Source organism: Ensifer sp. 22521, from assembly GCF_052044795.1.
Classification (GTDB): domain Bacteria; phylum Pseudomonadota; class Alphaproteobacteria; order Rhizobiales; family Rhizobiaceae; genus Ensifer.
This window is the reverse complement of the sequence record NZ_JBQENM010000051.1, coordinates 1-19758: the sequence shown is the minus strand read 5'-3', so window position 1 is coordinate 19758 and position 19758 is coordinate 1. Positions and strand designations below refer to the sequence as shown.

17 protein-coding genes and 1 pseudogene are annotated in these 19758 nt (G+C 59.3%); all 18 read right to left on the bottom strand.

The annotated features are described in order from the left end of the window. Positions 1-680: alcohol dehydrogenase catalytic domain-containing protein (locus ACTJKE_RS35700; protein WP_440693408.1), on the bottom strand; the 680-nt coding region annotated here is incomplete at its 3' end. Positions 681-728: 48 nt separating this feature from the next. After that, positions 729-1376 carry a glutathione S-transferase family protein gene (locus ACTJKE_RS35695; RefSeq protein WP_440693837.1) on the bottom strand — a complete coding sequence of 216 codons (648 nt, stop codon included), beginning with the start codon at positions 1374-1376 and terminating at the stop codon, positions 729-731. An 11-nt stretch (positions 1377-1387) separates the two neighbouring features. Then, the gene (locus tag ACTJKE_RS35690) at positions 1388-3154 is read right to left on the bottom strand and encodes a Rieske 2Fe-2S domain-containing protein (protein WP_440693835.1); all 1767 of its coding nucleotides are present in this window, start codon (positions 3152-3154) and stop codon (positions 1388-1390) included. Between the two features lie 43 nt (positions 3155-3197). Continuing rightward, positions 3198-4118 carry an aromatic ring-hydroxylating dioxygenase subunit alpha gene (locus ACTJKE_RS35685; RefSeq protein WP_440693841.1) on the bottom strand — a complete coding sequence of 307 codons (921 nt, stop codon included), beginning with the start codon at positions 4116-4118 and terminating at the stop codon, positions 3198-3200. Between the two features lie 24 nt (positions 4119-4142). Then, positions 4143-5006, bottom strand: coding sequence for an aromatic ring-hydroxylating dioxygenase subunit alpha (locus tag ACTJKE_RS35680; protein ID WP_440693833.1), 864 nt, complete (start codon positions 5004-5006; stop codon positions 4143-4145). Between the two features lie 391 nt (positions 5007-5397). After that, complete coding sequence (locus ACTJKE_RS35675) at positions 5398-6330, bottom strand: ABC transporter permease (protein ID WP_057248275.1); 933 nt, start codon at positions 6328-6330, stop codon at positions 5398-5400. Next, a complete protein-coding gene (locus ACTJKE_RS35670; RefSeq protein WP_440693831.1) occupies positions 6323-7402 on the bottom strand; it encodes an ABC transporter permease in 1080 nt (359 codons plus the stop codon). Before ACTJKE_RS35670 ends, ACTJKE_RS35675 begins: the two co-directional genes overlap by 8 nt. Further along, on the bottom strand, positions 7371-8921 hold the full coding sequence (locus tag ACTJKE_RS35665) for an ABC transporter ATP-binding protein (protein WP_440693829.1): 1551 nt from the start codon (positions 8919-8921) through the stop codon (positions 7371-7373). The genes ACTJKE_RS35670 and ACTJKE_RS35665 overlap by 32 nt, the downstream gene beginning before the upstream one ends. Before the next feature lie 32 nt (positions 8922-8953). Beyond that, positions 8954-9973: a BMP family lipoprotein gene (locus ACTJKE_RS35660; RefSeq protein ID WP_440693827.1), complete on the bottom strand. Its 1020-nt coding sequence runs from the start codon at positions 9971-9973 to the stop codon at positions 8954-8956. A 245-nt stretch (positions 9974-10218) separates the two neighbouring features. Next, positions 10219-11115, bottom strand: a complete 897-nt coding sequence (locus tag ACTJKE_RS35655) for an aromatic ring-hydroxylating dioxygenase subunit alpha (RefSeq protein ID WP_440693839.1) — start codon at positions 11113-11115, stop codon at positions 10219-10221. 184 nt (positions 11116-11299) lie between these two features. Beyond that, a complete protein-coding gene (locus tag ACTJKE_RS35650; protein WP_440693825.1) occupies positions 11300-12091 on the bottom strand; it encodes a helix-turn-helix transcriptional regulator in 792 nt (263 codons plus the stop codon). A gap of 141 nt (positions 12092-12232) precedes the next feature. Further along, positions 12233-13501 carry a serine hydroxymethyltransferase gene (glyA, locus tag ACTJKE_RS35645; protein ID WP_440693823.1) on the bottom strand — a complete coding sequence of 423 codons (1269 nt, stop codon included), beginning with the start codon at positions 13499-13501 and terminating at the stop codon, positions 12233-12235. A 76-nt stretch (positions 13502-13577) separates the two neighbouring features. Then, positions 13578-14552 carry a 2-hydroxyacid dehydrogenase gene (locus ACTJKE_RS35640; RefSeq protein ID WP_440693821.1) on the bottom strand — a complete coding sequence of 325 codons (975 nt, stop codon included), beginning with the start codon at positions 14550-14552 and terminating at the stop codon, positions 13578-13580. Then, positions 14549-15754, bottom strand: coding sequence for an aminotransferase class V-fold PLP-dependent enzyme (locus ACTJKE_RS35635; protein WP_440693819.1), 1206 nt, complete (start codon positions 15752-15754; stop codon positions 14549-14551). Before ACTJKE_RS35635 ends, ACTJKE_RS35640 begins: the two co-directional genes overlap by 4 nt. A 92-nt stretch (positions 15755-15846) precedes the next feature. Next, complete coding sequence (purU, locus tag ACTJKE_RS35630) at positions 15847-16707, bottom strand: formyltetrahydrofolate deformylase (protein WP_440693817.1); 861 nt, start codon at positions 16705-16707, stop codon at positions 15847-15849. Beyond that, positions 16704-17597, bottom strand: a complete 894-nt coding sequence (locus ACTJKE_RS35625) for a methylenetetrahydrofolate reductase (RefSeq protein ID WP_440693815.1) — start codon at positions 17595-17597, stop codon at positions 16704-16706. Before ACTJKE_RS35625 ends, purU begins: the two co-directional genes overlap by 4 nt. Before the next feature lie 118 nt (positions 17598-17715). Then, complete coding sequence (locus ACTJKE_RS35620) at positions 17716-18972, bottom strand: aminomethyltransferase family protein (protein ID WP_440693813.1); 1257 nt, start codon at positions 18970-18972, stop codon at positions 17716-17718. A 260-nt stretch (positions 18973-19232) separates the two neighbouring features. Then, positions 19233-19475, bottom strand: a pseudogene (locus tag ACTJKE_RS35615) (LysR substrate-binding domain-containing protein); the annotation flags it as partial. Positions 19476-19758: the final 283 nt, after the last annotated feature.

The following is a 19758-nucleotide window of genomic DNA, read 5'->3' as shown; positions in this document are numbered from 1 at the left end:
CCCCAGGCCTTCTTGTCGTTGTTGAGGTCGACGCCGATGATCATGTCGGCGCCGGCAAGACGCAGGCCCTGGATGACGTTGAGGCCGATGCCGCCGAGACCGAAGACGATCGCGGTCGCGCCCATCTCCACCTTGGCCGTGTTGATGACCGCGCCGATGCCGGTGGTGACGCCACAGCCGATGTAGCAGATCTTGTCGAAGGGCGCGTCCGGGTTGACCTTGGCAACGGCGATCTCGGGCAGCACCGTGTAGTTGGCGAAGGTGGAGCAGCCCATGTAGTGGTGGATCTTGTCCTTGCCGATCGAGAAGCGCGAGGTGCCGTCGGGCATCAGGCCCTGGCCCTGGGTCGAGCGGATCGCGGTGCACAGGTTGGTCTTGCGCGACAGGCACGACGGGCAGGAGCGGCACTCGGGGGTATAGAGCGGAATGACGTGATCGCCCTTCTTCACCGAGGTGACGCCTGGGCCGACGTCGACGACGATGCCGGCTCCCTCATGGCCGAGGATCGCCGGGAACAGGCCTTCCGGGTCGGCGCCGGATAGCGTGAAGTCGTCGGTGTGGCAGATGCCGGTGGCCTTGACCTCGATCAGCACTTCGCCGGCCTTTGGGCCTTCGAGCTGAACCGTCATGACCTCAAGCGGCTTGCCGGCCTGAACGGCAACGGCGGCACGTACATCCATCTATTTTCTCCCTAGTTTCTTTCGTAGGTGGTTCGTCATCTGGCGTTGTTACGCAGCTTTTGCCGGCCCGGCCGGAAATACCCCGGACATGACAATGAAGCCGTTGATGCGTTTGATGCGGTCGCACCAGCGGCGAATTGCCGGATAATCCTGCCTGGAAATCCCGCCCTCCTCCGAAAGCATGATGTAGGGGAAGCAAGCAATATCGGCGATCGTCGGCTGCTTTGCCGAGCAGATCCATTCGCGTTCTTGCCGCTCGCCGAACCAGAGATGTTCATCAAGGATCCGGAACAGTCTGTGAGCGCCGGCGCGTGCCGTATCAATGTCGAAGTCGTAAAACAGCGCGTCGTGCAGACGGGCGGCCGACGCCGTGCTCGTAATGCCGTCGGCAAAGGCAAGCCACTGGCTGATCTCGCCCAAGAGCTCAGGATTATCGCGGGGATACCACGTTCCCGCTGTGTCGTACTTAGCCGCGAGATAGACGAGGATCGCTTGCGCATCACGCAACACAAGCCCGTCATCGTCGATTACCGGCAATTGCCCGAGCGGATTGAGCTTCAAGAACCATTCCGACTTGTGTTCCCGGCCGGGATAGAAGTCGACGGGGATGGTTTTGTAGTCCACTCCCAGTATGCTCATAAGCAGCCGAAGCTTGTAGCAATTGCCCGACAGTTCGTAGTCGTAGAGCTTGATCATTTTCGGTATCCTTAGGCGTCGAGCACGAGACGAGCTGATTTGCTGCGGGAGACGCAAGTCATGATCTTTGTCCCCGAGGCCCGCTCTGATGGGCTGAGATAGACATCCTGATGATCCGGTTCGCCTTCGATGACGGTTGCAAGACAGGTGCCGCAGGCCCCCTGTTCGCAAGATGAGGGAAGGTCCACGCCGGCATCGCGCATGGCTTCGAGAATGGATTGTCCCGCCGCCACCTTGATAGTCAGACAAGAACGCGCCAAGGCCACCTCGAAACTCGAACTATCGTCAATGACGTTCGTGTTCTTGAAGTACTCGAAATGCACCGCTGCTTCGGGCCAACCTGCTTCGGCTGCCAGAGAACGAGTCGACTCGAGCATCGGACTGGGTCCACAGATATAGAGCTGTGTGTCCGGAAGATAAGGTGACAAAAGCCGGCGCAACGCGTTGACGGTGTCGCTGGGCGACAGCCCCAGATGGGGCATGACGGCATCGCCGAGTGCTTGCCTGCATTCGGAGAATGCGAGTTGCTGCTCGTTCTGCGCAAAGTAGTGTAGTTCGTAGGCGAGGCTCTGGTTGTTCAACGTCTGTGCCATCGCCAGCAAAGGCGTGACCCCAATCCCGCCGGCAACGAAGATAGTCTTCAGTGCGTCGCGTCGAAGAGGAAAATTGTTCCTTGGCTCGGAGATAGCCAGTACGTCTCCTTCGCGCACGCTGTCATGAAGGCACTGGGACCCGCCCCTTGATGCAGGATCGAGCTTCACCCCGATGGTGAAGCGGTCCGTTTCACCGGGTCCATTGGTAAGCGAATACTGGCGGACAAGTCCGTTCGGAAGATGTACGTCGATATGGGCACCTGGCTGGAAGGTCGGAAGCAGACCTCTGATGGGCCGGAGTTCGAAGGCCATGATACCATCGGCAGTCTGCCACTTGCGCGCAACTTGCACCCGGATCGCGGCTTTGCGGCCACGACTGTCGAGTTCAGGCAAACTGGCGAGCTCTTCCGAGACCCGCTCGAAAATTGGTTCGATCGGTACGGGCACAGGCAGGGCCGCCGCCTCGCGCTCCAAGTCTGCGCGCAATTTGGAGAGCGCTTCATTGTGGTAGCGAAGCACCGCTGTCAGTTGAGCATCGTTCGGCCTGCCGCTGAGGACACCTCGGATTACCGAGCGACCTGAATCGACCGGCTGGACGAAAAAAACGCAAAGCGTTTCAGCCCTGCCTTGGCAGCTTCTCAGAGCGACGGCCGCTTCAGACGCTGCCACCAGTTCGACGTTGGCGCCCGTTCCAGCAATCTCGCTGTTCGGCTGGAAGCGATAGGATTGCAACCTTTGAGCAACCAGTTCTGCCGACGCGTTGACCGGTATGGCGCGCAATACCAGGAGGTCATCTTCGCCAATTCCTTCCACCACGGGGAGATCGCCGCCCGGGTCCTCTGAGGACCACACTAAACCGTAGCGCTCGACTGCTTGAAACGACCGGTTTGTAATGGTGCGCGCAGGCGCGTCTGCGGGGTGGGCCGGAATGTAGGTGCATCCGGCTGTGCGGTTCGAGTAGCGCCACCCGTGATACTGGCATTTCAGTTCCCGGCCATCGTTGATGCCTATCGATAGCCGGACACCGCGATGCAGACAGCGATTTTCCCAGACGTTGACGTATCCATCGTCTGCGCGCCAGACAGCGAATTCCCGGCCAAGAAGTTGGCCATGGAACACATGCCGCAGCGGCAGATCGTCCGTTGCCGCGATCGGATGCCACCTAGTCCTCACATCTTCAAGCATCTTGGTCTCCAATTCATCATCAGTGTTTTGTTTTGGGCGCAGTTCAATTTGAAGCCGGGATGACCCCGTATCTGACGTCCTTCTGGCTCAGCCAGCGGCGATAGGCGATGGCAGACTTATCTGCCCGGATCGGCGTCTCGGCCCTGGGGTCGAGCGGCAGACGTTTGGGAAACTGGTTCTCCAGGATCGGCTTGTCCTGGCCGAAGATTGTCTGCTGAAACCGCTTGATCACCTTGTCTTCGTTGTCCTCGTCGAGGATGCAAAGCATCATGTGCGCGCGGACACTCTCCTGGCTGAGAGGCTGCATGAAAACCGCGATGACATCGTACCGGGCATCGTCGACCGGGCTCGATTTGTAGAGAACCGAGCAATAGGGGTGGGGCACACGGAAGATATACTCGACCTCGGCGCCAGTCTCCGACGCACTCGATGCCAAAGGTTGAAAGAAGCGGCAGCGGGTTGCCAGGATCTCGTCCCGCTCCACCGATATATCGACGTCGTATTCCTTGACCTCGGTGTGCGGTTCAACGCCCAGGATATCCGTGTGGACATAGGGGAAATGGCCCATATCGAGAAAATTCTCGATCGCGCGCGGCGCTGACACATTGACGCCGAAGGTCGCTGCATTCAGTCGGCGCCGATCGGTTTCCTCATATTCAGGAATGGGAAAAAGCTCATCTGGTGGAGAACCGAGGGAAGCCCAGAGATAGCCGTAGGCCACCTTCGCCGGCAGCGATTTGCTCACGGACGCCACATCGATTTTGTCGCCAGCGACCAAATCGGTGCAGGACCGCCAAACCGCAACCGCGCTGCTAGGGCCGACTGCGAGGCTGAGCCGTTCCTCCAGTAGAACGGTATCGACAACCGTATCGACCGGGAACTCAGCCAACGCCCCGAGGGGGTGCCATAAGTTCAGGACAACGGGATCCAAACATCTACTTGTCTTCGCCATAGGAGACTCCATCCTGTTCAACTGACCCGCTGTCGATCAGACAGCGTACGTGATCGCGCCATATGTGACCGAGCGATCACGAAGCCAACGTCGATAGTGGACGGAGACGGCATCGGTCCTGATCGGGGTTTCCGTGCGCGGATCGAGCGGCAGGCGTCGCGGGCGCTGGTTTTCGAGGATCGGCTTGTCCTGCGCAAATATCAGCTGCATGAAACTGCGCGCCGCCGCTGCCTCCATGCCCTGCTTGAGATAGCAGAGGTAGGAGTGAACGATGCAGTTCTCCTCATCGACCGGCTGGATGAACAGCACGATCAGATCCTTTCGGCCGGGATCGAAGGGACTGCTCTTGTAGAGTGCGACCGTATACGGCCGGAAGACCTTGTAGACATAGTCGACCAGCATCGCCGCCTGTGCCGTTGGGGAGGCAAACGGCTGGAGGAACTTGCAATCGGTCGCCAGCACCTCATCTGCTGCCGTAGTCGTCACATTGTAGGGCAGTACTTCCGTATGCGGTTCATCGCCCAGCCGGCCCGTGTGCACGAAGTGAAAGTGCCCCATGTCGAGAAAGTTCTCGGCGGCTCGCAGACCCGACACTCTGACTGCGATGGAGCCGCCGCTCAACAAGTGGCGATCGGCCTCGTTCGTTTCCGGGAGGTATATGATGTCTCGTTCCGGCCGTCCGAGGCACGCCCAGATAAAGCCGTATCGCGAATCTGAACAGACTTCTTCACCTGTATCCAACTCGACCACTCGCAGGTTGTAGCGGCCATCGAGTGTGACCTGGAGGTCATGCCCCATCAGACGTGTGGTGAAAGCCGAATTCGACATCAGCGCAGACCGCTCGGCGACAACGTGCCAGTCGTTGAGAAGCGAACGATCGACGCAGCGAAACTCTCCCATTGGCCCGCCTCCCGGTCGTGCATTGCTACGGCGATGCCGTAACGATGATGGTTAACTACCTGCAGAGTTTCATTTTCATGGCCAGGACGGAATGTCCCCCGTTGCCCCGCGCATACCCTCAATTAACGTTTGGCTCAAAACGCAATCTCGGAGACCACCCTCCAGGCAACCCGGCTTCCGACAGGGCAGTCACACCGGTCAAAGGTTTGCCACTTGCCACCAGGAGCGGATTAAAGTCATTTTTATCAGTGCTTTAAGTGAGGATTACCCCTTCTTCTCGGACTGTTTTTCGCGTCCCCCTTAGGCACGACGACGCATTGAGCCCAGCCGTGGAAACACACGCGGCTGGGCACTGAAGTGCAAAAGCGGATGTCGTCAGTTCATCTGTCCTTCATTCCCGGCGATAGGGAATTCCAAGTGCGACCGGCTGATGCGTTCGCGATCTCAGCCCAGCCAGAAGCACGAGTGAGGCCACATATGGCAATACCAGGAAGACGTGGTGCGGAATTGAAACGCCAACCACCTGGGCATGAATTCCGATGGCTTCGAGCAACGCGAAAATGAAGATCGCTCCAACCACACGGAAAGGCATCCAGTTGCCGGCAATGATGGCAACAACGACGAGCCAACCGCGACCGGCGATAAGATCTGGCACAAATCGGTCGGAATAGCCCAGCATTAGGAACGCGCCCCCGAAGCCGGACATCACGCTTCCGAACATGATCGCCAGGCATTGGCGGCCACCGACGCTTAGACCCTTGACGTCGAGCGCTTTCGGATTTTCCCCGACGCAGCGAACTTCAAGCCCGTATCGGGTGCGGTAAAGAAAGAACCAGACCGCGAGCGGAAGGAGAAAGCTGACATAGGTTAGAACACGCTGGGAAAACAGCACCGTTCCAAGGACGGGAATATCCGACAAGTACGGAATCTCGACAGCTTCGAACCCGGCGAACTTGGGAGGGTCGCGCCCGATGATATAGGTCTGGAACCAGAAGAGGGTCAGCCCAGAGGCAAGCAGGTTCAGGGCCAGACCGGCGATGAACTGCTCTGATTTGAGCACGATGGTGACAAAGGACAGGATCAGGCTCAAGAGCGCGCATGCCAGGACCGCCACAAGCAGGGCTAGCCACGGCGAACCTGTCGACGAGGCGATCACATAGGCGACGACTGCGCCGAGCAACATCGTTCCCTCGACGGAAATGTTCCAGATACCGGCCCGTTGAGTGACGAGTTCGCCCATTGCCGAGAACAAGAGCGGCGTGGCAATCCGAACCATCGCGGCGAGAATGCTGATGAACAGCGGTCCCTGAAAAAGCTCAAGCATGCGCTTCACTCCTGACGGTGATATGGACCCTGGTAGCCACGGCTGCGCACAGGAAGAAGAGCAGGACGAGCCCTTCCATGGCCGAGACGAGCCCGGCGGGAGTTCCGCTCTGCAATCGCATGTAAATGGCGCCGCTTTTAAGAGCGCCGAAGAACAGTGCTGCAAGCATGGCACCGCTCGGTCGCAGCCCTCCCACCATCGCAACGACGATGCCGGAACTGCCAATACCGAGCAGTGTTTCAGCGCGCAGACGGTGGGAGGTTCCAAATAGCTCGCCTGCGCCAGCGAGCCCCGCCAGCGCGCCGGACACAAGCATCACCACTAGCAAAAGGCGGCTGATATCGGTTCCGCGGAACCTCAAAGCAGTCGGATTGGAGCCGAACGCGCGGATCTCGTAGCCAAGCGGCGTTCGCTCCAACAATAAAGCGCACAGCACCGTGGCACCGAGTGCGAGAATGAAGCCGAAGTGCAGCTTGGCCGCGCCCTGGCCAAACAGCGTCGGCCACTCCAGCATCGCATTGACCGGCGGCGACTGGTGATAGGCGACGGTCGCCCCCGATTCCATCCAGGGCCCGCCATCAAGCAGATAGGCAAGCAGAAAGATCACGATATAGTTCAGCATCACCGTCGAGATGATTTCGCTGGTGCCAAAACGGGTCTTGAGAACTCCGGCCAGGAGACCCAAGACGCCGCCACCTGCCAGGCCGGCAAGGACCAGCACGGCAACCGCGATCAGATACGGCAGCGGTCCAATCCATAGGCTGGCCCAGTAGGCACACATTGCGCCGGCCAGAACCTGCCCTTCCTGCCCGATATTCCAGATCTTCGCCCTGAAAGCGATGACGGTTCCAAGGCCGACAAGCAACAGCGGCGTCGCTTTGGCGAGCGATCCGAGCAGTGCCTTCTGGCTGCCGAAAGCTCCCACAATGAGCGAGGAGAACGCCTTCGCCACATCGCCTCCCGACAAATGGAGCAAGGCGGCCGCGGAAATAAGAGCGCATACCATTGCCGCTGAATAGCAGGCGAAATTCCAGCTCAGGCTATTGCCTGAGCGCCTTTGAACTGAAATCATTGACCTGTCCACCAAGGTTGCTGGCGTTACCCGCCATCATCATTCCAAGCTCGAGGAGTGTCGTTTCCTCAGGCTGCACAATCCCCATGATCCTGCCCTTGAAGATCACGGCGATGCGATCACAGAGACGCAATAGGTCGTCGAGCTCCTCGGAAGCCAGAAGGACGGCGAAGCCCTCGGCACGCTTTTCCAGGATCTTCTCGTAAACGAATTCGGATGCGGCCACATCCAGCCCGCGCGTGGGCTGGTTGGCAAGCAGCAGGCCCCTGGCGTGGAGAAATTCGCGCGCAAGAATGACACGCTGGGCGTTGCCGCCGGACAGGCGCTCGACGGGCAGGTCCGCGGAGGCAGCCACGATCCTGAACTCATCGATCTTGCGCGCGGCCAAAGCGTTGATCTTGCCGCGGTCGAGGAATGGTCCGCGTCTGTATTCCGGCTTACGCTGCCACCCAAGTACCAGGTTCTCGGCAGTTCCGAACTCCGGGATCAACCCTTCGCGGAAACGATCGTCAGGCACGAGCCCTACACCCCTGTCGAGCATTTCGCGCGACGTCGGCGCCACTATCGCCTCGCCGTTGAGGTGAAAGCCGCCCGAACTCAGCGTCCTCACGCCCATCAGGACTTCGAACAGTTCTTTCTGGCCGTTGCCCGCAACACCCGCCAGGCCAAGAATTTCGTTCTCCGCGATGGTGAAATTGACATCGCAAAGCACTTCTTCCCCCCACTCGCCAATGGCAACGGCACGGTCGACGACGAGAACTTCGCGCCCCGGAGTGACCGATCTGTCACTGACGCGCTTCGTCACCTTGTGCCCGACCATCAGTGCCGTGATGGCTTCTGCCGTCGTGGTAGATGTCTCGACTGTGGCAACGACCTTGCCTTTGCGAAGGATCGTCACGCGATCGGACTGCATCACTTCCCGTAGCTTGTGGCTGATCAGGATGATCGACAGTCCCTGGCGCCGCATGCCATCAAGTATGACGAACAGCTGGTCGGACTGTTGCGGGGTCAGGACGGCTGTCGGCTCGTCGAGGATCAACAGCTCCGCGCCAAAGTACAGCGCCTTGAGGATTTCGACCCACTGTTGCTCACCGACCGAAAGCTGCCAGATCTCGCGATCGAGATCGAGCTCTATGCCGCATCGCAGACAGAGCTCCTCGACCTTTCGTCGTGCCGCTGACTTCGACAACAATATCCCGAGATCGGGGCTGCCTACGATGATGTTCTCAAGGACGGTGAAGTTTTCAACAAGCACGAAGTGCTGGTGCACCATGCCGATCCCCAAGCGGAGCGCGTCTGCCGGCGAATTAAGCTCGGCAACCTGCCCCTTGAAGCGAATGACGCCACTGTCTGCGCGATAGTATCCGTAAAGACAGGCAGACAGTGTCGATTTGCCGGCGCCATTCTCACCGAAGAGACAATGAATTTCGCCCTTGCGAACATCGAGATCGACGTTGTCGTTGGCGGTAACGGCTCCGAACCGCTTGGTCAGGTTCTGTACGCTGAGAAGATTTTCCATCGAGTGAAACCAGTCCTGTTCTAGCGTCTGCGCTACTTCACCTCCGCGGTATTGAGGGGCACGACAAACTCGCCGGAAATGATCTTCTGTCTCGTCGCGGCGAGCTCCTCTTTGACGGCAACCGGCAACTTTGCGTCAAAGTCGTGATAGGGCGCGATATCGACGCCGCCCTGGCTCATAGAGAACCATTTTGGCTCGGTGTTTCCATTGTACTGTCCACCAGCCTTGTTCTTGAGCCATTCCGAGATGATCCATTTGATATCCGGCTGCCAATCGATGATCGCACTCGATGCTATTGCGTCTGGCGCCAGCTTGCTCTGGTCGTTGATGTTGGCAAAGCACATGATCCGGTGTTCCTGGCAGGGCTTGAAGTTGTCCGTCAGCATGAACACGACATCCGCACCCGACGCGATCTGCACATTGGCATGCTCGGCTGCCAGCGCATTGTCGGACCAGGAACCGATATAGGAGACGCGGTGCTTCACGTCCGGTCTGACCGATCTCGCGCCATCGAGAAACGCATTGATCTGGTCGTTGACGTCGTCTGCCGCAAACGTCCCGACCAGGCCGATGACGCCAGATTTCGTTGTGCGGCCGGCCAGCATGCCGAGCAGATAGGACGGTTCGTGTAGTCGCTTGTAGAGCCAGTATTGATTGGCCCCGAGAGGCAGGTTGCCCGATCCGGTTACCACAAACATGGTGTCAGGGAATTCGGCGCTAAGTTTCTTTACCTGGTCCGAATATCGGCCGTGGGCCCAGATAATGTCGTACTCGCCGCCTTCGGCGTAGAAGCGCATGGCATTTTCCGCATCGTCGTTCCACAGCGGGTCGGTGTACTCCCACGATATGTCGAGCCCGTCTGGCCTCGCCTGCTTCACCTGTTCCAACGAATCCAGCAAGGTCCGCGTCCAGCCGATATCGGTGCGGCTCTCGAGAATAAGAGCGATCTTCAGTGAGGTTGGCCCTGCTGCAAAGCTTCGATCGAGCGCCGAAAGCAGAAATGCCCCCATCGAACCAAGGATCGCGGTGCGGCGTGTGATGCTGATAGGCATATGATACTCCTCCTGTTTCAACTTAGGACCTGGTTCGGTCGCTCGCAGGCGATGCGCGGTATCGTCGCATCGACGCGAGAGCATCCGGGCCAACGGCTTCCCCTTTGGTTTTTTGTCGCCGTTGACGTTGGATCTTTCACATTGCTGTAACAGGCTTTCATGAACTAGCCCGGGCAACAATGACTGCTATTTTGGCTTCGCATATCTCCAGTTAAGCTTGCGCGGTTTGTCGACGGCACCCGTCGTCAGCCGCTGCCTGTGACGACACCGTAGCGAAGGCCCCTTTCACGAAGCCATCGACGATAGGCTGCAGAGGCGGCGTCGGCGCGGATCGGAACCTCCGAGCGCGAGTCCAGCGGCAAGCGCTTGGGCACCTGGTTTTCAAGAATGGGCTTGTCTTGCCCGAGAATGGTCTGGTGAAAGCTGCGCATCGCGGCCAGATCCGTGACTTCGTCAAGCAGACAGATAACGATATGCACGAGCACCTGGTCCTCGCCGACGGGCTGGCCGAAGAGCGCGATAACATCGCGCCGGTCCGGACGCGTCGATCCCGTCTTGTAAAGTACGGCGCAAAACGGATGGGGTATTCTGTAGACGTATTCGGTATCTGCGCCCGTCTCCGAACCGGCATTGGCTTGCGGTTGGTAGAACTCACAATCGGTGACCAGGATTTCCGGTGGGTCGGAATAGACGTCGACCTTGTAAGGCTTGACCTCTGTATGGGGTTCCTCCCCCAGAATTCCTGTGTGAACGAACGGGAAATGCCCCATGTCTAGGAAGTTCTCGACCGCGCGCGGCGCCGAGACGCCTACGCGTGTGACGCCCTGAACGATACGGCTACGATCCGGCTCGTCAAACTCCGGTATTTCGAACAGATCGCGCGGCGGGTCGCCCAAGGTGGCCCAGAGGTAACCGAACCGCTGAATGGTCGGCAGCTCGGAACCAGACATCTGAGCGCCGCTCGGCTCAGCAGCGGCTTGCGGCTCACGCCATGCGCCCAACCGATCGCCGTGCCGGCCGATCAATATCCTCTGACCGAGAAGGACGGTTGAAAACATGCCAATGGACGGAAGTTCCTCGAGTGAGGCGACGACATGCCATTCGTCGCGTGCAATCGGGTCGATGTGACTGAGGTTTTCCATATCGCAATCCCATGGGTGTTTGCTGCTAGCGAACCGCGCACCCGCCCCTTGAGATGGAGGTGCTCTGGAAAATTGATGCATGAGGTCAAGGAAGACGACCATGCCTGCGCTTGGCGATCTAATACCGCTAGTTCGCCTGTCGTCGGATCGCTGGGGGACGTCGGGCACTGAACGCGCTGGAGGCTCAGCCGTTCAGCATTTTCTCGCGGAGCTCGGTCGGGGAGCAGTCGAAAGCCAGCTTGATTTGGCGCGAAAAATGATAGGGATTCTTGTAGCCGACCTGGTAGGCAATCTCGCTCACGGACAAGCCGCTGCGTTGCAGGAGATGCGCGCCATAGTCCAGCCGACAGCGCCAGAGATACCGAGCCGGCGTCATGCCCAGGTGCTTCTTAAAGGCGGACACAAGATACTGTGGGCTAACGCGAACCTGTTGCGCGACGCGCTCGATGGAAACGTCTGCGGCGAAGTTTTCATCAAGAAAGCGGCGCGCCTGCAGGATCGTCTGCGGGATAGGCCTTTCCTCCGCAACAACTTCCGCCTCGTAAATATAGGCGTTGAGGAGCGTGTTCGTCAGAGCTTCGCGCAGGCCGCCACGACCATCGCGGTCCCCGATCCCGAGATCGACACCCAGTTGCATTAATGTCTGGACCTGCGTCGAGGCGTTAATGAAGGGCGCATATTTGTGGCGCTCCTTGTAGAGCCAAGCAGCATTTTGTGGTCGTCCATCGCACCAGCTGATGTGAGTTAGCGTCTCGGGAGCGATGGTCGTCAAATAGCGGTCCCTTGTCAGGGATAGCGCACACTGGCCCGCCTCCAGCTGCAGCACTGTTTCATCGGTCTCGATCTTGAGCGATCCGAGATGCACGATAATGAAGGCAAGGTAATCCCCCCGGATGGGGCCATATTGCCCTCCGCTTTCGTAGGAGATCTCTCCGAACGTGTTTTCCCGACTGAGATCTATGGGCGGCAGTCGCATCGAAGCCTTTCAAAGCACCTGACGGCAGTGTTCGCCAAACGTTGGGTTAGCGAACACTTCTGATACTCGTGGTTATCGCGTGCGTGATCAAGCATCGAACACCGACCGCATCCGATTCTCGATCGAAGCCACGCTCTGTTTTCAATGCCCCGCCGAGTAGATCGGGAAGGCCGCGCAAAGATCGTGGACCGACATTCTCGCTCGTCGCTCCTGTTCGCCACTTTGCTCGGTGCCAAGGGCGTCGAGGACGTCGGCGATCAACGCGCCAACTTCGTTGAACTCCGCTTCGCGGAAACCGCGGCTGGTGGCCGCTGGCGTGCCGAGCCGGATGCCGGAAGTTATAGCGGGGGGCGCTGGATCGAAGGGAATGCCATTCTTGTTGCAGGTCAGCCCGGCACGCCCCAAGGCTTCCTCTGCATCCTTGCCGGAAACCCCTTTGCTGCGCAGGTCAACCAGGATCAAATGCGTATCGGTCCCCCCCGAAACGATATCGTATCCTCGTTCGGTCAGCGCTGAGGCAATGGCCCGGGCATTGACCACCATCTGGCGAGCGTATTGCCTGAAGTTGTCTTCAAGCGCTTCGCCCAACGCCACCGCTTTTGCCGCTATGACATGCATCAGCGGACCACCCTGCAATCCCGGAAACACCGCAGAGTTCACCTTTTTCGCTACGTCCTGATTGTTGGTCAGGATCATACCGCCGCGAGGGCCGCGTAGCGTCTTGTGCGTTGTCGTGGTGACGATGTCGGCGATTTCAACCGGGTTAGGATGCACCCCTCCAGCGACCAGACCGGCAAAATGCGCCATATCGACCATCATGGCCGCCCCGACAGAATCTGCGATCGCCCGAATTCGCTTGAAGTCGATCAGACGCGGATAGGCCGACCCGCCGGTAATGATCAGCTTCGGCCGCGTCGCTATGGCCTTTTCTTCGAGCTCCTCATAGTCAATGAGGCAATCGCTCTCGCGAACGCCATATTGGACGGCGTTGAACCACTTCCCTGACATGGTCGGCCGAGCCCCATGGGTAAGATGGCCACCGGCGGCAAGCGACAGGCCCATGAAGGTGTCGCCCGGCTTTAACAGGGCGAGCATGACGGCGCCGTTGGCCTGCGCACCGGAGTGCGGCTGCACGTTGACGAACGATGCGTCAAACAGCATTCCAGCGCGTTCTATCGCAGCGGCTTCGACGAGATCGACATATTGGCATCCACCATAATAGCGGTGCCCCGGATAGCCCTCGGCATATTTGTTGGTCATGACGGAGCCTTGCGCGGCAAGAACCGCTGGCGACACGATGTTCTCCGACGCGATCAGTTCGATCTCGGATCGTTGCCTCTCCATTTCGCGCGCGATCGCTCCGGCAATGACCGAATCATGCTTGAGCTGTCTTTCGAATAAACCAGGCATCGATTTTTCTCCTGTCGGACGAGCACGACGACCGCATCGTCTGCCCGCCGATTGAACTGCAACGGGATGTGAAGGATCAGCAGACCGCATCGGGCGGCGAACGGCCGCTGAAAAACGCCTTCAGATTCTCGATGACGCGCATGCCCATGGCGACGCGGGTCTCCTTCGTCGCACTCCCCAGATGCGGCAACAAAACCACGTCCTGCCGCTCGGCCAGACGACCGGGAACACGCGGCTCGCCTTCGAAGACGTCCAGGCCTGCGCCCGCTATCCTCCGGGTTTCCAGCGCCCTGACCAAGGCATGTTCGTCTACGACGTCGCCCCTGGCTGTATTGATAAGGAAAGCTGACCATTTCATGCAGGCGAGCCGATCATCGTCGATCAGGTGATAGTTTTCGCCTCCACCTGGGCAATGAAGCGAAACAAAGTCGACGGCCGCAAGCACGTCGTCAACGCTCGGCAATTGGCGCGCCGGCACGTCAAGACCGGCAATCGGATGGCTGTCAAAGAAGACGACGTCCATACCGAAGCCAAAGTGGCATCGCCGTGCCATAGCCTGCCCGATCCGCCCCATTCCGATGATGCCGACGGTCTTTCCGGTGACGTGGGATCCGCAAAGATGCGTGGGGCGCCAGCCTGTCCATTTGCCGGCCCGCAGTTCCCTCTCCCCTTCCCCTGCGCGTCTCGCGCACATCAAAAGGAGGGTCATCGCCAGATCGGCGGTCGCATCCGTCAGCACGCCTGGCGTGTTTGTGACAACGAGTCCGGCCCTTGTTGCCGCCGCTACATCGATATGATTGAAGCCAACGCCGAAGTTACCGAGAATCTTTGCTCGAATACCCCCCTCGAGAATGTCGGCGCTGATCTTATCGGTTACGGTTGGCAGGACCGCATCGGCTTCTTCAAGCGCGGCTCGCAATTCACGCCGATCTAAAGGCTGATCGGTTACGTTCAGCCGCGCATCGAATTCTGCAGCCAACCGGTCTTCAACTTCCGTCGGCCAGCGCCGAGTTACGATGACCTTCGGTTTCACAATCCTGTCCCTCCTCATGCCGCCCGTTCCTGAAGGTTGCGAGCGGCAAGTCCGATCTGCGAGCGATACCATTCCTGCGCCGCCGCAACGCCGGACCCGGCTTCGATCTTTGCTCCAGCATCACGCAGAGACATCTCGGCCGCCGCAAGCGCTGACAGACACATCACCTCGTTCAGGTCGCCGAGGTGGCCGATCCTGAAAACCCGGCCCGCCACCTTGCTGAGCCCGGCACCGAATGAGGTGCGGTACTTGGAATAGCCGTTCGCGATAACCTGCCTGGCATCGATGTCCTCAGGGACCACGATGGCGGAGACCGTGTCGGACCACCACTTCTTCTCTGTGGCACAAAGGGTCAAACCCCAGGCATGAACACCGCGGCGAACGCCTTCCGCAAGGCGGTGATGCCGAGCAATGACTGCGTCCAATCCTTCCGCGAAAATCAGATCCAGCGATGCTCTCAGGCCAAGCAATAGCTGTGTCGGCGGCGTATAGGGGAAGTAGCCGGTGGCTGACGGCGCTTTCATATCCTCGAAGCTGAAATAGCAGCGTTCGATCGTCGAACTCGCGTGCGCCTCAAGCGCCTTTGGACTGACGGCGAGGATACCGAGGCCTGCCGGCAGCATTAGGCCCTTCTGCGAGCCGGTAACGGCGAGATCGACAGCCCAGTCGTCCATCCGGAATTCGATGGATGCTATCGAGCTGACCCCATCAACGAACAGCAAAGCTTTGTGGCCGGTATCGTCGAGCGCGGCCCGCACGGCGGCGACGTCCGAAGTCACGCCCGTCGCCGTCTCGTTGTGCGTGACAAATACCGCCTTGATCCGACAGTTCTTGTCGGCGTCCAGGCGTCGGCGGTACTCTTCGACGGGCACACCCTCGCCCCATTCGACGTCAAGGCATTCAACATCGAGCCCAAGACGGCTAGCCATGTCTGCCCAAAGATGGGAAAACTGGCCGAAACGAGACATCAGCACCCGATCACCACGGTTGAGGGTGTTCGATATCGCCGCCTCCCATGCTCCGGTTCCAGAACCTGGGAACAGGAAAATCGACCCAGTGTCAGTTCGGAAAACCCGCTTGAGATCGGCGAACAGCGGCAGAACCAGGTCGGGAAAGTCCGGCGCCCGCATATCCTGCATGGGCACGTTCATGGCTCGACGTACCGCGTCCGGGATATTTGTCGGTCCGGGCACGAAGAGATGTGATGTTCCATTTCGCATTGCATGGTCCTCCCATGATTTGAGGCACGACGGCCCGCAGCCGCCCGTGCATCGCTTCTCAATCAAATTGCAAGCCGCACACGGCTGTCGCCTTAGGCGAAGACGACAGTCTTTCGGCCGTTGAGCATGACGCGTGCCTCAAGGTGCCGTTTGACAGCACGCGCAAGAACGCGGCTTTCGATGTCTCTGCCTGCTGCGACGAAATCCTCGACACTCATCGCATGTGATACGCGTTCGGTTTCCTGCTCGATGATAGGTCCCTCATCGAGGTCGGCAGTGACATAGTGTGCCGTCGCGCCGATCAGCTTGACGCCATGCTCATGGGCCTGGTGATAGGGACGAGCACCCTTGAAGCTGGGCAGAAATGAATGATGAATGTTGATGACCTTGCCGAACAATCGACCGGCGATGTCGTCGGAAAAGACCTGCATGTAGCGCGCCAGAACCACCAGGTCGGCTTCCGTTTCTTGAACGATCGCGAAGATGCGGTCCTCTTGCTGTTTTTTGTTTTCCCGGTTGATTGGCAAAAAATTATAGGGAATGCCCGCCCAGGCGGCCGTCTCGCGACTGTCGTCGTGATTGGAAATCACCGCTACGACCTCGGCATCGAGCCAGCCGACACGGATCTGGTAAAGCAGGTGCAGGAACGCATGGTCAAACCGCGAGACCATGATGACAATCTTCGGCGGCTTTCGACAGTCGATCAGCCGCCCCTGCATCTCAAACTGTCCAAGGACTGGCGCCAGACCGCGCTCGATCCGATCAGCCGACGTCTCGCCCGATGGTGTGAACGCGATCCGCATGAAGAAGCGGTTGGTGGCGCGGTCCCAATACTGGTTGCTTTCAACGATGTTAGTGCCGAGGACGTGAAGCTGCGAGGTTACTGCAGCCACGATCCCTGCCCGGTCATCACAAGTTAGAGTGAGAACGAAGGGCTGCGCAAGGCTGGTCATCGCACGCCCGCCCGCAACTGCCTGGCCTCCCGATAATCCCCGAGCCAGGTGAGCGTTTTCTCCCAGCCACCAAAGGGAAAGAAATGAAGGTGCAGTGGCGTTACCGGATCAGGGTAGGCCGACGAAACCGCATCGATCACATCGGCCGGATTGCGGTCCGCGACGATGTTGAGAAGACCGCTCGCCGAACGCCTTAGAGCAGCTATCGACGGCCCCACGCCGCACATCGCGGCAAAGCGGATCAGTTTCGTCAAACTGGTGACGCCGGCCAGCCCCACGTGAACGGGAACCTCGGGAAAATCGCCGTGCAATCGCTTTGCCCAGGCGCCGATCATCGCTCCGTCGAAGGCGAACTGCGACACAATGCGAGGCTCGAGTGACCGACGTGCGCAAATCTCAAGCTTGCGCTTAAGCGCATCCTTGAGCCGAACCTCGGGAATATTTGGATGTCCTTCCGGATAACCGGCGACAAAGGCGGTTCGTATCGAACTATCCGACAGCACCGGATGAGCGAGCAGTTCGGCAGATTCGCCGAGCGGCCCGGGGAAAAGCGCCGGGTTGCCGCCAAGGAACAGGACCTCGTCGATCCCATTGCGGCTATGGGCCTCAACGAGATTGACGTAGTCCCTTTCCGTCTTGAAATTGCGGGCTGCCAGATGCGGCACTGCAACATAGCCCAACTCAGTAATGCGCGCCGCCGCCTCGACCTGAAGTGCTTCCGGCTTGCCGGCAAGATGGGTCAGAAACACCCTGGAGCCCAAGGGAAGCCTATCGGCTTGCGGCGCGAAATCGCGAACCTGCTCCGGCGCGAGTTCGATCGATATGGTCGTATCGGCGCCGCCGCCCGGATGAACCCGTATATCAGTGCATGCTTCAGCTGGATTGGTCATCGCCTCACCCGGATTTTCAAGCAGGCAGATCCGTTGGCCGCAGCGAGGGCGGCAACCATGGTCTGCGGAGCATCGATGGAGGGAGCCCGACCGCTTCAGCAGCCGGGCAACAGGGTACTCAGTTGCTTGCGGCGCGTCGCAAGGAGTGGAACGGCAGAGCCACGACCCGGGCAGCAACGTCGCGCGTTGTGCCGTCATCCTCCCAACGCAGTGTCACCTGCGTCCCGACCTCCCCGAAAGCCTGCTTCAGATGACCGAAGCCGATCAGCTTGCGAAGCGTGGGCGACCACGCGACGCTGCTCGCGTGACCGATTTCAACGGAGCCATCAAAGACGGGTACTGGGTACCATCGCACACGCCGCAGGTTTCCAGGTTCCTCGCTTCCCAGCTGAGTGCCGGCGATCTGCTTCCAGTCGATTTCCAACCCCACGAGCTGGCGATGTTCGCCATCTTTCGACATTCGCTCCAAGGCGGCCCTGCCAAGAAAATCGGGTTTCTTGAAATCAACGAGCCGGCCAAGACCGAGGTCAAAGGGCGATGCGCGGAATTTGCCTGCGGCCTGAATGCCGGCGCCTCCGTGATCCGGTCCGGCACTGGTATAGTCGTAGCCGACGATCAGGAGGCCCGCCTCCAGCCGTGCGACGTCGAGTGCCCAGGCGCCCGCCGGACGAATACCGAAGGGGCGGCCGGCCGCTTCGACCGCATCCCAGACGATCGGCGCGTCATCGGCCTTCACCCACAACTCGTAGCCATGCTCGCCGGTGAAACCCTGACGCAGGATTTCGACTTCTCTTCCCGCAATGGTCACGACCGCAAGCCGGGAGAAGGGGAGCTCCTGAAAACCCGCCGCCGTCACTGCCTCGAGCACCTCGCGCGAACGCGGCCCCTGTAACGTCAGAATCCCATAGGTGTCGGTGATTTCCGTAACCTCGACGTCGAGGCCCTCGGCGTGCTGCCTCCACCAGGTAAAGCCTGGGTCGGCCGACACGCGAAACGTATTCTCGTCCATTCGAAAGACGAGACCGTCGCCAACGACATAGCCGTTTTCATCACACCAGGGCGCATAGTAGATCTGCCCGACCTGGAGTTTCTTGATGTCGCGCGGGATCAACCTGTCCATCATCGCTTCTGCGTCGGGACCTGCGATCACATACTTCGACAAAGGCGACATGTCTCCCATGGCAACTGCAGTGCGAATTGCCGAGAGCTCCGCGACCATATCGGAATAGGCATCGACGACCATGTTGCGGTCCCAGCGCATCCAAAGCGCATTTTGGTTCAGCGGAGCCGTCCGTTCGACAAATGGCGTTCCGCGAAATGCAACGCGCGCCCCCTGAGCCGTCGTCAAACCGGTTGTGAATTTGATATCGTCCATTGATACGCCCTCTCCTCCATCGCCGGACTTTCGAAGATGATCCTTCGCAAGTGCACTGTGCGGCTGCCTAGCTGAACTGACGAAAAGCTTTTCATGGAGGGGGCAAAGCAGGAATGCCTGTCATTGCGAACGACATACCCGCAGTTCAAGCAAGTGCCGAGAGATCGCAGGCGCTCTGATACCGCGAGACAAAATGCAGCAAGTGGCAATGGAGCTACCGAGATACGGCCAACTTGCGTCCGACCGTCGGCATCCGCCCCTTACCTGGCCGGCCGCGCCAGCGACCGGGCAATGTCGATGATGTCGTCGCGAGACGCCGTTGGGTCTTCCTTATTCCAGGCAACACCGAGCCCGATCTTGAGATCGACGCCACGCACGGGTCTGAGCTCGAAGTTGCGGTTCGGCAGATCCTTCGTCCATTCCGGCGCAAAGCCGATGCCGAGGCCGGCCGAAACCAGCGACACCAGCGAAAAGGTGTCGTCGCAGCTCACATGAGGATTTTGACGTCAAGATCGATCATCAATACATAGCGTTCTTTCTCCCATTTCTTGCAAACCCGTGGTCTGAGCCAGCATGCATGAGCCGGCGCGCATCCGTCGCCGGATCCAACTCACATTCGGTCGCCGTTATGTTCGACAGCACCACTATCCCGCTTGCGTAGCGGCAAGGCTCAGGAGAACGGAACCATTCTATAGGGCGGCATTTTAAGCCAAACTGCGACGAGGTTCGTTCACCGGATCCACCAGGATTGATCAGCCCTGGTGGATTTCTGGATTCGCTAAGGGC

What these genes read in the sequence shown, in the direction of transcription:
- ACTJKE_RS35665 (WP_440693829.1), bottom strand. Translation starts at nt 8,921, where the DNA reads ATGGAAAATCTTCTCAGCGTACAGAACCTGACCAAGCGGTTCGGAGCC.
- ACTJKE_RS35685 (WP_440693841.1), bottom strand. Translation starts at nt 4,118, where the DNA reads ATGGAGTCTCCTATGGCGAAGACAAGTAGATGTTTGGATCCCGTTGTC.
- ACTJKE_RS35625 (WP_440693815.1), bottom strand. Translation starts at nt 17,597, where the DNA reads ATGACCAATCCAGCTGAAGCATGCACTGATATACGGGTTCATCCGGGC.
- ACTJKE_RS35655 (WP_440693839.1), bottom strand. Translation starts at nt 11,115, where the DNA reads ATGGAAAACCTCAGTCACATCGACCCGATTGCACGCGACGAATGGCAT.
- ACTJKE_RS35695 (WP_440693837.1), bottom strand. Translation starts at nt 1,376, where the DNA reads ATGATCAAGCTCTACGACTACGAACTGTCGGGCAATTGCTACAAGCTT.
- ACTJKE_RS35635 (WP_440693819.1), bottom strand. Translation starts at nt 15,754, where the DNA reads ATGCGAAATGGAACATCACATCTCTTCGTGCCCGGACCGACAAATATC.
- ACTJKE_RS35675 (WP_057248275.1), bottom strand. Translation starts at nt 6,330, where the DNA reads ATGCTTGAGCTTTTTCAGGGACCGCTGTTCATCAGCATTCTCGCCGCG.
- ACTJKE_RS35680 (WP_440693833.1), bottom strand. Translation starts at nt 5,006, where the DNA reads ATGGGAGAGTTTCGCTGCGTCGATCGTTCGCTTCTCAACGACTGGCAC.
- ACTJKE_RS35670 (WP_440693831.1), bottom strand. Translation starts at nt 7,402, where the DNA reads ATGATTTCAGTTCAAAGGCGCTCAGGCAATAGCCTGAGCTGGAATTTC.
- glyA (WP_440693823.1), bottom strand. Translation starts at nt 13,501, where the DNA reads ATGCCTGGTTTATTCGAAAGACAGCTCAAGCATGATTCGGTCATTGCC.
- ACTJKE_RS35640 (WP_440693821.1), bottom strand. Translation starts at nt 14,552, where the DNA reads ATGAGGAGGGACAGGATTGTGAAACCGAAGGTCATCGTAACTCGGCGC.
- purU (WP_440693817.1), bottom strand. Translation starts at nt 16,707, where the DNA reads ATGACCAGCCTTGCGCAGCCCTTCGTTCTCACTCTAACTTGTGATGAC.
- ACTJKE_RS35660 (WP_440693827.1), bottom strand. Translation starts at nt 9,973, where the DNA reads ATGCCTATCAGCATCACACGCCGCACCGCGATCCTTGGTTCGATGGGG.
- ACTJKE_RS35690 (WP_440693835.1), bottom strand. Translation starts at nt 3,154, where the DNA reads ATGCTTGAAGATGTGAGGACTAGGTGGCATCCGATCGCGGCAACGGAC.
- ACTJKE_RS35620 (WP_440693813.1), bottom strand. Translation starts at nt 18,972, where the DNA reads ATGGACGATATCAAATTCACAACCGGTTTGACGACGGCTCAGGGGGCG.
- ACTJKE_RS35650 (WP_440693825.1), bottom strand. Translation starts at nt 12,091, where the DNA reads ATGCGACTGCCGCCCATAGATCTCAGTCGGGAAAACACGTTCGGAGAG.